General features: G+C 42.1%; 9 protein-coding genes. All 9 read left to right on the top strand.

The features are described 5' to 3' along the window. Positions 1–42: 42 nt before the first annotated feature. Positions 43–876, top strand: a complete 834-nt coding sequence (locus ACSBL2_RS05915) for a hypothetical protein (protein WP_442590747.1) — start codon at positions 43–45, stop codon at positions 874–876. Positions 877–917: 41 nt separating this feature from the next. Then, positions 918–3,965, top strand: a complete 3,048-nt coding sequence (locus tag ACSBL2_RS05920; RefSeq protein ID WP_442590748.1) for a SusC/RagA family TonB-linked outer membrane protein — start codon at positions 918–920, stop codon at positions 3,963–3,965. A 36-nt stretch (positions 3,966–4,001) separates the two neighbouring features. Beyond that, entirely contained in the window at positions 4,002–5,687 is a 1,686-nt protein-coding gene (locus tag ACSBL2_RS05925) for a RagB/SusD family nutrient uptake outer membrane protein (protein WP_442590749.1), read from the top strand. 64 nt (positions 5,688–5,751) lie between these two features. Beyond that, positions 5,752–7,053 carry a glycoside hydrolase family 2 TIM barrel-domain containing protein gene (locus tag ACSBL2_RS05930; protein ID WP_442590750.1) on the top strand — a complete coding sequence of 434 codons (1,302 nt, stop codon included), beginning with the start codon at positions 5,752–5,754 and terminating at the stop codon, positions 7,051–7,053. Between the two features lie 10 nt (positions 7,054–7,063). Next, positions 7,064–8,158 (top strand): family 16 glycosylhydrolase, encoded by a 1,095-nt coding sequence (locus ACSBL2_RS05935; protein ID WP_442590751.1) that lies wholly within the window; start codon positions 7,064–7,066, stop codon positions 8,156–8,158. A gap of 414 nt (positions 8,159–8,572) precedes the next feature. After that, positions 8,573–11,308 carry a TonB-dependent receptor gene (locus ACSBL2_RS05940; protein WP_442590752.1) on the top strand — a complete coding sequence of 912 codons (2,736 nt, stop codon included), beginning with the start codon at positions 8,573–8,575 and terminating at the stop codon, positions 11,306–11,308. 241 nt (positions 11,309–11,549) lie between these two features. After that, a complete protein-coding gene (locus ACSBL2_RS05945; RefSeq protein WP_442590753.1) occupies positions 11,550–12,893 on the top strand; it encodes a DUF4876 domain-containing protein in 1,344 nt (447 codons plus the stop codon). A gap of 4 nt (positions 12,894–12,897) precedes the next feature. After that, entirely contained in the window at positions 12,898–14,445 is a 1,548-nt protein-coding gene (locus ACSBL2_RS05950) for a DUF6850 family outer membrane beta-barrel protein (RefSeq protein WP_442590754.1), read from the top strand. A gap of 6 nt (positions 14,446–14,451) precedes the next feature. Further along, on the top strand, positions 14,452–15,591 hold the full coding sequence (locus ACSBL2_RS05955; RefSeq protein ID WP_442590755.1) for a cytochrome-c peroxidase: 1,140 nt from the start codon (positions 14,452–14,454) through the stop codon (positions 15,589–15,591). Positions 15,592–15,653 lie beyond the last annotated feature (62 nt).

Raw genomic sequence — 15,653 nt, forward strand, 5'->3', positions numbered from 1 at the left:
GATAATTTTGCCTCAAATCCATTAACCAAATATTTAAATCGTATGAATTACAAATTGTGTGTAAGGCAATATTGTCTTCCGCTGGTCGTACTCTTTTCTCTCTTAAGCTTTGGCTGTAAAGAAGAAGAGTACGCCAGCAAATTAGGTACCTCAGCAAAGGCCTCTTTTAAAGTGAGTCAGGTACAGGGTAAATTAAATACCTATCTTTTAGAAAGTACTTCCCAGGATGCTTATCGTTATCAATGGGATTTCGGCTTAAATGAAGGCCTGAAATCTGGCGGTTCCTCTATCGAAGCCTATTTTATTTCTAAGGGAACCTATAATGTGAAATTGTATGCTTACGGCGAAGGTGGCTATGATATAGCTACACAACCAGTAGTGGTTGACCAGGATGATTTCACACCAACTTTGAATAATGAAAATTTTAAATTATTAACTGCCCATGCCTGGAAATTAGACGGGGGTTCCACTGCACCAGTTATTGTCGGTACGGAAGGTAATCCATCTGAATATTTTGGAGGTGGCTCATTGGCTACCTGTCAATTAGATGACGATTACACTTTCTCATTTGCAAATAATGCCTTTAAAGTTGTTTATAATGCTCATGGCGCAACTTTTAACGGTGGAAATGTAGAACCTAGCTATAACTGCGGTAGCGATAGATCTTATGAATCTGCTTTTACATTTGCTACAGCAGTGGAAGGAGCAGGCATTGCTACCATAACTATTCCCAATACACCGCCAAATAGATTTATTGGTGTGACCGATGTTTCTTCTAACAATTACCGCATTATTTCTATCACGGCAAATGAAATGGTATTGCGCTCTGGAAAGGTAAATGAGGCAGTACATACCATGCGTTTTGTGAAGAAATAAGCAGCTACTTTATTATTATTTAATTGAAGCCAAATATAAATATGAAAAGAATTCGACTATTAATCGTAATACTGATTTGTTCGGTTGCCTTACCAAAGGCATTTGCCCAAAGCATCACCATTTCAGGAATGGTTAGGGACAAAACAGGAAAAGAAATTCCGGGTGTTTCGGTCATGATCAAGGGAACAACCAAAGGTATTTCTACCATAGCAGATGGTAAATATTCCATCACAGTACCGAAAGCTGGTACAACCGTAGTCTTCTCATTTATCGGGATGATCAGCCAGGAAATTATTGTGACCAAATCGGAAGTCGTTAACATCGTAATGGATGATGCCGCTAATACCTTAGATGACGTTGTGGTCGTAGGTTTTGGTACGCAGAAAAGAAGTAACGTAACCGGCTCTGTTTCTACCGTAAACAACAAGCAATTGGTACAAACGCCTGTTGGCGATTTGAGTAATGCCTTAGCCGGTCGTTCGCCGGGGGTGATTACGAAACAACCTTCCGGAGAGCCAGGTGCCGATGGTACGCAGATTTTCATCAGAGGTAACTCTACTTTTGGTGGTGGCAGCATGGAGCCTTTGTTTGTAATTGATGGTATAGTCCGCACCGGACGTGATTTCGGTCAGATGGATCCCAATGAAATCGAAAGCGTAAGCATTCTAAAAGATGCTTCTTCGGCAGCAATTTTCGGGGTCAAAGGTGCGAATGGTGTAGTTTTAGTCACGACTAAACGCGGTAAAGCCGGCCAGCTGAGTGCAAATTATTCATTCAATTATGGTTTCTCAAAAGTAACCAGATTACCAAATGCTTTAGGTTCTTACGAATACGCAACATTATTCAACGAAGCGAAGTTAAACGACAATCCTTTAGCTACGCCCGAATATTCCTTAGAGCGTTTGGAGTCTTTTAGAAATGGATCAAACCCTGATGCAGACCCAAACACCGACTGGATGGATTTAGTGCTGGGAGGTACTGCACCAAGAAGGCAGCACAATCTGTCACTTTCTGGTGGCAGCGAAAAAATCAAATACTTCACATCCTTTGGCTATCTTAATGAAGATGGTTTGTATAAATCATTGAATTACAATAGATACAATGTTAGAAGTAACATCGATATCCAGGCCACTTCTACTACCAAAATCTCTGTCGACTTATCTGGAAGGGTAGAAAACAAGCAATCTCCGCCAGCAAGTGTAGATAATATTTTTGAGCATACCATGCGTAATCCGCCAGTGCAACCCGCAAGATTCTCTAACGGACTACTGGCTGCACCAGGGGTATACCCCAACCCCCTGGCCTTAATTAGCGAAGAAAGCGGCTACAACAGAAATAATGCGAATTTCTTTATGAGCAACTTTCAGGTCGTACAACAGATCCCAGGTGTAGAAGGACTGTCTGTTAAAGGTGTCCTGGCATTCGATAAAAACTTCAATTCCAATAAAACCTGGAACCAGTGGGTACCGCTGTATGTAAGAAATAATGATGGCACCTATGCGATCAACGCAGAGTCTAAATCATCACTTTCCAAAGGATACGGTGAAGGTCAAAGTACGGAATTACAAGGCCATATCAATTACGACAGAAGGTTTGGAAAACATGGTATTTCTGCTTTAGCACTGGTGTTGCAGAAACAAAATCAGGGTACCGGAATTTATGCAGCCAGAAATTCTTACGAAAGTTCTGCTTTACAAATTTTGAATTTCGGTCCGGCGCTCAATGAAGTATTAAGCGATAGTGAAGACAAAACGGCTTTGCGTAGTGCAGCGTTCCGTATCAACTACGATTTTGATGGCAAATACCTTTTTCAGGCGAGTTTAAGAAGAGATGAGTCAGAAAACTTTGCTCCAAAAGAAAGAGTGGGTTATTTCCCTGCATTTTCTGCTGGTTGGTTACTGACCAGGGAAAGTTTCATGCGAAATGTAAAGTTTGTGGATTTCTTAAAACTGAAAGCGTCTTACGGAACATTGGGAAGTGATCGTATCCCTAGTCGCTTTGGTTACTATAACCGTTATAACCTGGTGCCAAACGTTTATCCTTTTGGTGGCACATTCCTTACTGGTTTAACACCAGGTGCAATTGCCAATGAAAATTTAACCTGGGAAACCTCCATCAAAATGGATGCAGGTATCGAAGCTAAATTATTCAAAAATCAATTGAGCATAGACGTAACCGTTTTCAAAGAAAGAAGGAAAGATATCCTGGCAACCAGAGCATTGTCTGTTCCCTTGAGTTTTGGGGCGGCTTTACCGAGCGAAAACTTCGGTATTGTAGACAATAAAGGTTTGGAGTTAGTTTTAAACCACAACAAGCAATTGTCTGACAATTTCTCTTACTTCATTGGTGGTAACTTTACCTATGCAAAAAATAAAATCGTAGAGGCTGCCGAGGCCTCAAATATTCCAGACCACCGACGTATCACAGGAAGACCGAACGGAGGAATTTATGGCTATAAAGCAATAGGTATTTTTAGAGATGAAGCAGATTATGCAGCTTCAGCAAAACATAATGCGTATTTAGCTTCTACCGGGCCAGGTGATATCAAATATCAGGATATTAATGGGGATGGCATCATCAATGATGATGACATTACGTATTTGGGAAATGGTTCATTGCCACAAATCCTTTACGGTATCAATGGTGGTGTAAATTATAAAGGCTTCGAGTTGAACTTCTTATTGCAGGGAGCGGCACAGTCTCAACAATTGTTTACTCAAAACGCAGCCTGGGCCTTCCATAATGGTGGCCGTGTAAATGCAGAATGGTTAGACAGATGGACACCAGCACGTCCTGATGCACCACTTCCACGTTTAAGCCTGAACACTAATGGTAACAATTATTTGGTAAGTAGTTTCTGGGTTCAAAACTCCAGCTATTTGCGCTTAAAGAATGTGGAGTTTGCTTATACGCTTAAGCATAAGTTTTTGTCAAAGATTGGCGCTAATAATTTGAGACTATATGCTCAGGGTCAAAACTTATTTACCATTACCGATTTGATCAATCTGGATCCTGAAAATACTAATGGTATAGGTAGGTATTATCCTCAACAAAAGACTTACACTTTTGGGCTTAATGTACAGTTCTAATAACCAATCGTTGAAATAAATATTAAAAGAAAAGACATGACTAAAAGATATAAATGGTTGGTTGGCGTAATGTTGTTTACGTTGGCAACTTCCTCCTGCAAAAAAAACCTGTTGGACATCAAACCGATAGATTTCGTATCAGATGCTGCCGTTTTTCAGGATATTGCCCTTACTTCTCAGTTTGTGAACGATATCTATGGCACAATGTTGAGTGGTTTCGAACGCCGTGATTTTGGTTACGACCAGGATTGGGCACGTGGTTTTGCCAACCTGGATATGATGACCGATGATATTGAAGGACATAACGATTTGCCCATGAACAGGGTTCAGGCAGGTGATTTGAACTCACATTTCTCCATGGGTACACAGCTGTGGGCTGTTAATTATTCTTTAATTAGAAAGGCTAATACTTTAATAGCGCGTATAGATGGTGTACCAACTACCAATACGGATTTAAGAAATCGCCTGAAAGCAGAAACTAAATTTTTAAGGGCATTTGCTTACGCTGATTTAGTAAAATCTTTTGGTGGAGTACCTTTGATCATCACAGAACAGAATGTAAATGATGACCTGGAAGTTCCTAGAAACACTTACGATGAGTGTGTGGCTTTTATTATCAAAGAATGCGATGAAGCAGCTGCGGTATTATCAGCAACGTATCCGGATGCCGATTTAGGCAGAGCCACAAAAGGTGCAGCATTAGCTTTAAAAGCCAGGGTATTACTGTATCATGCCAGCGCACTTAACAACCCTTCCAACACGGTTTCAAGATGGGATGACGCAGCAAAAGCAGCTAAGGAGGTTATCAATATGTCTCCTGCTGTTTACACGTTGCATCCGGATTATTACCAGTTATTTATGACGAAAACCGGAAACAGGGAAGTGATTTTTGCTAGAAAATTTGGACGACCCAACCGTACACATCAAAGTGCCTGGATGTTACACATGAGTTTTACCCCAACAGGCTGGGGTGGCTGGGGTGCTTTCCATGCTACCCAAAACCTGGTAGATGCCTTTGAAATGAGAACAACGGGCTTACGTCCTGAGGAAGCTGGTTCTGGTTATGATCCACAAAATCCGTATGCAAACCGCGATACCCGCCTGGATAAAGCAATGTTAATGAATGGTTCGCAATTTAAAGGGATCACAGTGGAAACTTTCCAAAGTGCAGATCTTAACGCTTTTCCTGATGGTAATGCGAATAGCCGTACCAATGGAGACAGAACCAAAACAGGTTACGGCCTGCGTAAATTCATTGACGAAAAAAATATGACTTCTGATGCGGTGTACCAGGGTGGTGACAATGATTGGATTTACATGCGTTATGCAGAAGTGCTATTGAACTATGCTGAAGCGAAAAATGAGTTCAGCGGCCCGGATGGAACTGTTTATGATGCCTTGGATGAGGTACGGAGAAGAGGAGGTTTGCCACCTTTAAGCAGAAGTTTTTCTCAGGGAGATTTACGTACTAAGATCCGTAACGAGCGCAGGGTAGAACTTTGTTTCGAAGAGCACCGTGTATATGATGTGAGACGCTGGAAAACAGGAATGACTTACTTTAATCAACCTGTTTACAGAATGAACGTGATTAAAAATGCAAACGGTACCCTGACATACAGCAAAGTCGTGTTGGAAAACAGGGTTTATAAAGAAAGCTATAACCTTTTCCCGATTCCTCAAATTGAAATAGAGAGAAATGGAAAACTAACACCAAATCCTTAATAGAAACCATATGCTCATCCCTTTTAAAAAGAAGGGATGAGCATAACAAGATTACAAAACACTTATGCAGAAAATTTTCTATGGCGCTATGGCCATGTGTGCTACAGTTTGTAGCCACCTGTTTGCGGTAGAGACCTTGCCAACTGGCGAAAAACTTCAACCCATTAAAGTAGAAGTTAAAAAAACTGAAAAAGGATTTGAGCTATTACGCGGCGGCAAACCTTACTTTGTTAAAGGCGCTGGCGGAAGTTCTTACTTTCATAGAGTGGCAGCAAATGGCGGCAACTCGATACGTACCTGGGGTACCAATGGCGCTAAAGAGATTTTAGATTCTGCACAGCAAAATGGCCTGACTGTAATGATGGGACTGTGGGTAGCTCCGGAACGTCATGGCTTTAATTATGATGATCCTGTTGCGGTAAGAAAGCAATTCGAGAAAGCAAAAGCAGATGTGATGAAGTATAAAGATCATCCGGCGATGTTAAGCTGGGGAATTGGCAACGAGTTAAATCTTTCCTACTCAAATCCGAACGTTTGGAAGGCGGTGAATGATATCGCAAAGATGATTCATGAAGTAGACCCTAATCACCCGGCTACTACTGTGCTTGCCGGAATTAATAAGAAGGAGATCGATCATATCAATGCAACTGCTAAAGATTTAGATTTCCTGTCTATTAATATTTATGCTGATTTGGATGTACTGCCTGCGAGGATTAAATCGGCTGGCTGGACGGGCCCGTACATGGTGACCGAATGGGGGCCTACAGGCCACTGGGAAGGCTTACAAACCGAATGGAATGCGCCTGTAGAAGAAACCAGCAGTGAAAAAGCAGCTGTTTACAAGAGCAGGTATATTTATTCTGTGGAAAAAGATAAGGCGAATTGCCTGGGGTCGTATGTGTTTTTATGGGGACAGAAGCAAGAGAGAACACCAACCTGGTATGGTCTTTTTACAGCCAAAGGCGAAGAAAGTGAGGTGATAGATGTGATGAAATATCTCTGGAGTGGCGCATATCCTAAAAATAGAGCGCCCCATGTTTATGGTTTTACGTTGGATAGCAAAAGAGCAAATCAAAGCGTTTACCTTAAGCCCGGGACGACTTACACTGCAGAAATAGATGCTTTTGATCCCGATAACGATGCGTTAATTTACCACTGGGAATTGTTGCCCGAAGCCACGAAGGTAGGCGAAGGTGGCGATCATGAAGATAAACCAGAGACAGTGAAAATGGCCTACAAGGAGATGGGTAAAGGTAAAATTAGCCTGACAGCTCCTAAAGCCTCAGGTGCTTACCGTTTATTTGTCTATGTTGCTGATGGGAAAAATAAAGTGGCTACAGCGAATATTCCGTTTTACATAAAATAAAGCCGACGAAATGAAAACACATACCTTTTTTAAAAACTTGTTGCTGATATTGACTTTACTGATGCTTAACCTCAGCTGTAAGAAGGAAGCAAGTGCAACAGCGCCTACTGATCTTCAATTGACAGCTCATGTAAGCGATGATGGTTCGGGCAGAGTAGATTTCGTTGCCATTGCGGGTAATGCAGATCGCTATCTGTTCTCCTTTGGACAAGGCAGTAACGAAAGTATCAGGTCTGCCGATGGTAAGGCTTACACGATTTATGCGGAAAGTGGAACTTATACTGTAAAAGTCATTGCTTACGCTGGTGATCAATCAATGGAAATCACTAAGCAAATTACTGTTGATAGAAATGAAGTGATCGATAATGCAGGTTACGTCTCGCCGGAAAGTTATCCGGGAATGACCCTGGTTTGGCGGGATGAATTTAACGGCACTGAGCTGGATCCTAAGTTTTGGAACTTCGAGGAAGGAAACGGTACTGAAGGTTGGGGTAACTGGGAGTTACAATACTACCGTAAAGAAAATACCAGGGTACATGGTGGTTACCTGACCATTACTGCGAAAAAAGAATCTTTTGGGGGCAGGGAATATACATCATCCAGATTAACAACAGAAGCAAAAAAAGACTTCTTGTATGGACGTATCGATTTCAGAGCGAAATTACCTAAAGGACAGGGGATTTGGCCTGCCTTTTGGGCTTTAGGTGCAAATATCCGGACTACGCCATGGCCATTCTCCGGAGAAATCGACATTATGGAAATGGTAGGCGGTGGTCCCGGAAAAGATAACACCGCTCACGGAACAGTACATTACGAAGATGGCGGACATCAATACATCGGTGGCTCTACAACCCTCGCATCGGGAGATTTTTTTGATAAATTTCATGTGTTTTCTTTAGTATGGACGGAGACATCTTTGAAATGGTATGTAGACAATGTGGAGTTTTATACCTTTGATACCACAGGAGCCAATAAAGACGAATTCAGACGTTCTTACTTCCTGCTCATTAACCTTGCTGTTGGCGGAAACTGGCCAGGTGCTCCGAATCAAAGTACGGTCTTTCCACAAAAGTATATTGTAGATTATGTCCGGGTTTTTCAATAACGAATCATACCGTTAATTTTAGCGCTTATTGAATGGGAACCCCGATTTTTTTGGGTTCCTTTTTTTTAGCCAATTTTTACTGGTTACAACTCAATGGTACTTTTCGTTAAGCCTAAATTAGCGATTGAATATAAGTCAGGCAGGAAATGGTTCGAGAAATACCCAGCTGCAACAATTGTTTCAACTGAGTTACTTGCTAAAGTTGAATTCTTATGGCAACAGGAGAAGATGGGGGAATACAAAAGGATTCAATTATCATAGGGAATAAGATCGCCTGATTGCATACATAACCCCCAGTTTTATCATTTTTAACTGTCTAATGAACAAGTTATTGAGAATGCTTCTAAATAAAATTATTCTAAATAAAGAAATAATGCTTTTCTTTGTGCTTTGCATAGAAAGATTCTAAATAGATTGACGAAATTACTTATACTTTTATCCCTTTTATCGGTTGGTGTGTATGCGCAAAAGTCTGATAATACCTTCCGAGGCCGTGTAATTGATGTGGCACATCACCCTATCCAATATGCTTCCATCATCGTAAATGACAATGCTGCGGATACGTATTCGAATGAAAATGGGGAATTCAGCATTCGTGCTGCATTACTGAAAGAAGATTCTCTGCGCCTTAAAATATCATTTGTAGGAAGACAAACCATATATAGAACAATCTCAAAATCGGCGTATCGAACTGTACATACGTTCGTCCTCCAGGAATTGAGCCTTACACTTAATAATGTGATCGTGAGTCCTACGGCAGTCCAGAGTGATGTTTCAAATTCCTCCATCCGTTTCGACCGCCAGGCAATTGAACAAGTGCAGGCGTACAGTCTCGCTGATATCCTGAACAACCTGCCGGGCAAGAAAATGTCTGCCCCGGATCTGCAGTACCGCCAGGGCATTACACTCCGTAGTGCAGCATCAGAGGATCCTGTACAGGCCACAAACAACGCCATGGGGGTAGGTATTTTTATTGATGGCTTCAGACAGGGAAATGATGCAAATATGCAGGGCCGTAACGTCGGTTTACGCGGTTATTCCAATTCGGGAATCACCAACCGCAGAGATCCCTATCAGGCTAGCCCCTCCTACGATTCTCCTTTTGGGGGAATAGATATCCGTAATATTCCTGCAGATCATATCGAAAGTATCGAGGTCGTATCAGGTGTCGCTTCGGCCAAATATAGTGAAATTACTGATGGTGCTATTATTATTGAACGCAAGGCCGGCCAGACACCATTTAATTTTACCATGCGGCTGAACGGTTATTCTACCAATTATTCCATTTCAAAAGGGATCAGCCTTGGTAAAAAGGCGGGGGCACTGAACTTCAACCTGAATTATCTTAACAGTGTTCAGGACCCCACAAATTACCTTAAAAATTATAAACGGATTACCGGGGGATTGATGTGGACCACTAACTTTTCCAAAACTATACGCAATACGCTATCGGTAGACTACAGTTATAAAAAAGATTTTGCACGTGTAGATCCTGATGATCAGCAGCAGACTTCCACTATTGCTTCGGACAGAAATATTTCCTTTAAAAACAGGACTTCATTGAAACTGGAAAGCCCTCTTGTAAAAAATATTACGTTGGGGATAAGCTATGATAAAGGTTATACGGAGAGTTACAGCCAGTATCTGATCAACAAATCGGTAGAGACTGTTGCAGATAAAGACACGACAGGCATCTATGAAGGTTATTTCAGTCCGGGAAATTATCTTGCCATTGATCATATTATTGGGGAACCTTATAATTTCTCGGCCAACCTAAGCGCAGATAATCATTTCAAAACGGGTATGGTGAGCCATACTACTTCGATAGGTGCGAGTTTTTATTCCTCTGGGAATAGCGGGGCAGGAATTATTGCCGATCCGGGTTTCCCGCCTACAGCGAGGGGGAGCAGTATGAAAAGTGAACGCCCCTATAATTTCGATCTTCAGCAGCCGGTTCGCAACGGCGGATTTTATGTGCAGGAACAGGCCAGATACATGCTTTTCAACCGTCTGCTGACGGCGAATGCCGGGATGAGGTATGACCTGCAGAATGGATATGCAAGCATTCAGCCCCGTATCAATACTTCGTACCAACTGAGCAATAAATGGTCTCTGCGCGCCGCCTATGGTATCGCTACAAAATCCCCTGGTATGTCACAGCGTAATCCTCCGCCAACGTATTTCGACATTCCTTTGTTGAATGTATACAACAGTAATATCAATGTGAACCAAAACCTTTACCTGGTGTATACCCAGAAGATAGACCATGACAATAGTGACTTAAAACCTTCCAAATCATCCCAGATGGAACTGGGTGCCTCAGCCAGCTATCATTTTTTCAATACTTCCATTTATGGCTATTGGAAAAAGAACAGGGATGGATTTAATACGCTGCAGAATTTTGTAAATATTACCTTACCGGTATACAGCTATACGCTGGTGGATGGGCAGAAACCCCAGTATTACACCACCGGTGCTTATAGATTGTATTCCGGGCTATATGACAATGCGATAACCAATAGCTCACAATCGGACAATTACGGAATTGAATGGTTTGTGAGTACACAAAAAATCCCTTCTCTCCAGACTTCCTTGAGTATGAATACTTCTTATAGTTTTTCCCGTTATAATAATCTGGGATACAGGGTAGTGGAGGTTGCTGAGAGTTTCCGCCTGGCTGAACGTACCGCCTGGTATGGTATTTACCCTGCCACCAAATTATCTCAGATGGCAATCACCACAAAAATAACTACCGATACGCATATTCCCAGGCTAGGTTTTATAGTCAGCCTTTCGGCCGATATTTACTGGAAGAATAAATCAAGTGTCCTGGGGAAAAGCAATGAGCCTATTGGCTATCTGGATAAATATCAGAATTATTTCCCAATCAGCAACTTCGATCCTTCAAACCAGGATTATGGTTATCTGGCACTAACAGCCGATAAAGCCACAACAAATGAGAGCCCTCCCTTTGCCTATGGCAATATGAGTCTGCGTATTGCCAAGGAAATGCGTAAGAAACTGAGGGTTTCTGTTTTTGCCTATAATTTTCTGAATATCATTCCAAGGCACTATAATGAAATTACCCAGACGTATTCGACTTATAATAGTCCGGTTAACGTCGGGGCCGAAATATCAATTAAATTCTAATTAATCACACCGTAAAATGAAACCATCATACCCATACCGCTTAACAAACAGTAATACCTATGCTGATGATAGCTTCATCACCTTTAACCGCTGAATGCAGCTTGAAGGGCAAAACAACACTAAAAAACTACTAAAAAATCCAATTATATTCTAATGAAGCCTTCATAAGCCTAGCGCTTACAAACAGCAATGAATAAGCTTATGATCGCTTCATAATTTTTAAAAAATCAATTATATTCTAATGAAAAAAATCAGCTACTTATGTATCCTCCTGTTGCTGCAGTTTACAGCCTGTAAAAAAGATGAATCTGTCGAAAATGTATCTCCAGTAACCATTAAGATCAATCTAAGCTATACAACAGACGACAAGTTACTTGAACTGAGTCTGGAAAATGCGCAGGTAAAGGCTACAAATCTGGTAACCGGGCAGGTTTACAATGGTACGACCAATAACACCGGTACAGTGGAGTTTGCCGCCATTGCTCCGGGTAGTTATGATGTTTCTGCAGTGCAGACTATAAAGGCCGCCGATTATAACGGAAAAGCAGGAACCAGCGTGGAGGAAGATGTGGTCTTCAATGGTACAGTAAATAGCCAGAGTTTTACTTCTGACGGATCGTTTGCTATTACCCTGCAGGCGGGGCGTATTGGCGACCTGGTGATTAAACAAATCTATTATGGAGGTTCGCACGTAACCAACGGTGCACTCTTCCGTGATCAGTTTGTAGAGATCTATAACAATTCAAATGCGGTGATCTATGCCGATAGTTTATATTTTGGTCAGACGATAAACGTAACAACTGCACTGTCTAAAATCGATTTTACTAAATCGTATTATCTTTCTGGCGGACAATACGACTGGACAAAATCTGTCGGTATGAACAATAGTAACGCCAATACGGATTATGTCTATATGGCTTCTCTTTTTATGATTCCTGGAACGGGTAAACAATATCCTATTGCACCGGGAGAAAGTATTATTATTGCCGCTAATGCAATTAACCATAAGGCTCCTTATGTAGATGCAGATGGTAAGGCGATAACGGTTAAAGATCCATCACTGACTGTTGATTTAAGTAATGCAGACTTCGAGGTTTATCTGGGAGACAGAACCGATATTAATCCCCTTTCTTCCGATCTCAATAATCCAGCTGTGCCTAATCTGACTGTTTTGGCCATGGCGGGACGTGATCTGGTCATAGATGCACTGGGTAGAGATGGCCTGGTTATTTTCAAATCGACAGTTGATCCAAAATCATGGACACAATATGCTACTCCTGACGTGACCCAGGTGATTTCTACGACCAAAATATACACGCAAGTTCCTGTCAACCTGATTATCGATGGCGTTGGATTGAACCATTCTGTATCGGCCAGCAGAATTCCGAAATATATGAATAACCTGGTTGATGCCGGTGAAACTTATACACTTGGGGGATCATATTCATCTAATTCTGTTGTCCGCAAAACAAGCAAAACTGTAGGTACACGTATCGTGTTGAAGGATACGAATAATTCCGGGAACGACTTTAGTACCCTTACAAGAGCTGATGCTTCAAAATCCGCATCGTCTTTTATCAACTAATTGAATGAAGCAATTTTTTATATCCCTATTATTTTTATACCTGTCAGCAGGAGCTTTTGCGCAACAGAAGGCTCCTGCTGACAGTATTTATCTGCAGATCCAAAGTTTAAGGCGGTTGAATGATGCCGCTGAACATGCGGCTTCCCTGCTCAATTCCGATTTCCGGCAAATCAGTACCCTATCTTCAAATTACAATTCACAAACAGGACATTTCAGGACAGTGCAAACTGCTGAAAAGCACAGGGAGATCACTTTTAAGTCGAGCGGTATCAGCAGCATTGGCAGGTTCCGACTTTCGGGATATTTCAATTTCGTTAAAACAAGCGAGGACAGCCTTGCCTGGAGCTTGCAGGGGGTGCCAAACGGAGCTACACCGTATTATTTCGCGGCGGCCAAACCTGGGAAATTTGAGCGGCTAAACTATAACTTCGGTGGTTTGCTCAGCTATGCACTGGTCAGTGATCAACTCTTTCTCGCAGCAGCAGCCGACTATTTTTATAACAATACCGCCAGGTCCGTTGATCCGCGATCTTCTGTACAGACTTTCCGGCTCGCGCTTCATCCCCAGCTCTTATATAAAAGTGGTCAGCAGGTATTCGGTGCAGTTTACCATTATTCCTATGGAAAAGAGGACAATAGAGTCAGCTATAAAAATGACCAGTATACAGGCGGGGAAACCATTGAAGGGGGCAGCCGTGTCAATTACCTCATGATGGGTTACGGTTACATGTATCCGGTTTATGCATTCAGAATGAGACGCCAAACCAGTAGTTCTGGTGTAGGGTTGAGTTACGCCAATACCGGAGAGAATAGCTATCTCAACGCTGGCCTTGATTATGAGAAGCACCTGGAGAACAACCTGGATCCCCTGGATAATTCTGCCAATACCAATAAAATCGGTTCCTTTACTTTGAACGATTACAAGGGTAGAATTTTGACAGGAACAGGTAGCGGAAAATACCGGCAGCAACTGCAACTCCTCCTGCTCCTACAAAATGGCTTCGATAGGAATTTCTTTAAACAGGATGGAAAAAGCGCGTATAAATATGACCATCAACAAATCAACTTTCAGTACTCGATCCTGAACCGTCACTCTGCTGCTCAGCAGACAGAACTGGGAGTAGATGTATTGTATGACAAACTGGAGAAGAAAGATCTCCTGCTGAGCTCCGCTGTTATTTTCTCGTACATACAACCAGGTATCACGGGAAGCTTTTATAACCGGTTCAGGGATCAGAGCAGGCTGGCGCTTACACTTGCGCCGGGTCTTCGTTTGCCGTTGGGGGGTAAAGTGAATTTCAATGGTGCTGCAACTCCCTTTACCAGCAATGTGATGTATCCTGATTTTACTTATTGGGATACAACTGCCGGTGTTCTTGATTTCAATGCGCGGTATGTCACGTCCAGACTATTGAAAAACACATCCACAGGGATTGGTATCCGCGCTAATTATATGTCCACTTTAACATCCGGAGAAAATTTTCAAACATCTGCATTTTCCCCTTCCGGGAGCAGGTTAGACCTCACGTTAAGTGTTAATCTCTATTTTTAATTTGCCATGAGAAGGATAATATTTGCCATTTGTGCATTGTTTTTTATATTAATTCAGTTATCATTCAGCGATTTCAACCGGATTGGGGTGGATATACCGTTGGATTCACTCAGGAAAATTTATAGCGGACCGGTGTCGGGCTGGCCAAAACCAGAGATTGACAGTGGTGTGAAATGGACAGAATTGGGGGTAGTCCCAGCCTCTCCCCTGAAAGAAGGATTGAAAGAGACGAAAAACCTTGTACAGCTGGGAAAGGTACTTTTTTATGACCCGCGCCTATCCGGATCCAATCAGATCTCCTGTATGAGCTGCCATGCACCGGAAATGAACTGGTCGGACGGCAGAAGGGTTTCACTGGGCCACGACCAGGCAGCGAACCAACGCAATTCGCCATCATTGGAGAATATATGGTTTTTCAAAAACCTTTTTTGGGATGGTCGGGCAGGCTCACTGGAGGAACAGCTCCTTGGTCCAATCAGCTCAAAAGTAGAAATGCACCAGGAACTGAAGGTACTCCCGAAAAAGTTAAAGGCAATCAGGGGGTATGAAGCACTCTTTATTGCTGCCTATGGGGATAAGAGAATTACCACGGAAAGGGTAGCCAAAGCTATTGCTAGTTATGAACTGACATTTACCAGTCGTAAGAGTGACTTTGATTATTTTTTGGAAGGCAATGAAAAAAGGATGAGTAACCAGCAGATTCATGGACTCCATTTATTCCGCACCAAGGCACGTTGCATGAATTGCCATAGTGGGCCCCTGTTTTCTGATGATGATTTCCATAATCTGGGTCTAACTTATTATAAACGTTCCAAGTATGAAGATCTGGGCAGGTATATGGTGACTAAAAAACCGGAAGATGTCGGTAAATTCAGGACCCCTGGTTTAAGAAATGTATTGCGCACACGTCCCTGGTTTCATAATGGATTATTTGATAATATTGAGGGGGTATTGAATATGTATAACAATGGGATGCCGCAACCAAAAGCCGGAGCCGGTGATGAGAATGATCCATTGTTTCCAAAAACGGATGTCCATATCAAAAGGCTGCATTTAAGTCTTGAAGAACGCAATGCCATTATTGCATTTCTTGGAGCAATTACCACTGAACCCTGGAGAATACCTACACCTGAATTGCCGCAATAACCATTCGGGTTCTGTTTGCATAGACGACAGCATCCGAATTGAGGTATATATAATGTCTTTTG

The organism is Pedobacter sp. AW31-3R (assembly GCF_052180285.1).
Classification (GTDB): Bacteria; Bacteroidota; Bacteroidia; order Sphingobacteriales; family Sphingobacteriaceae; genus Pedobacter.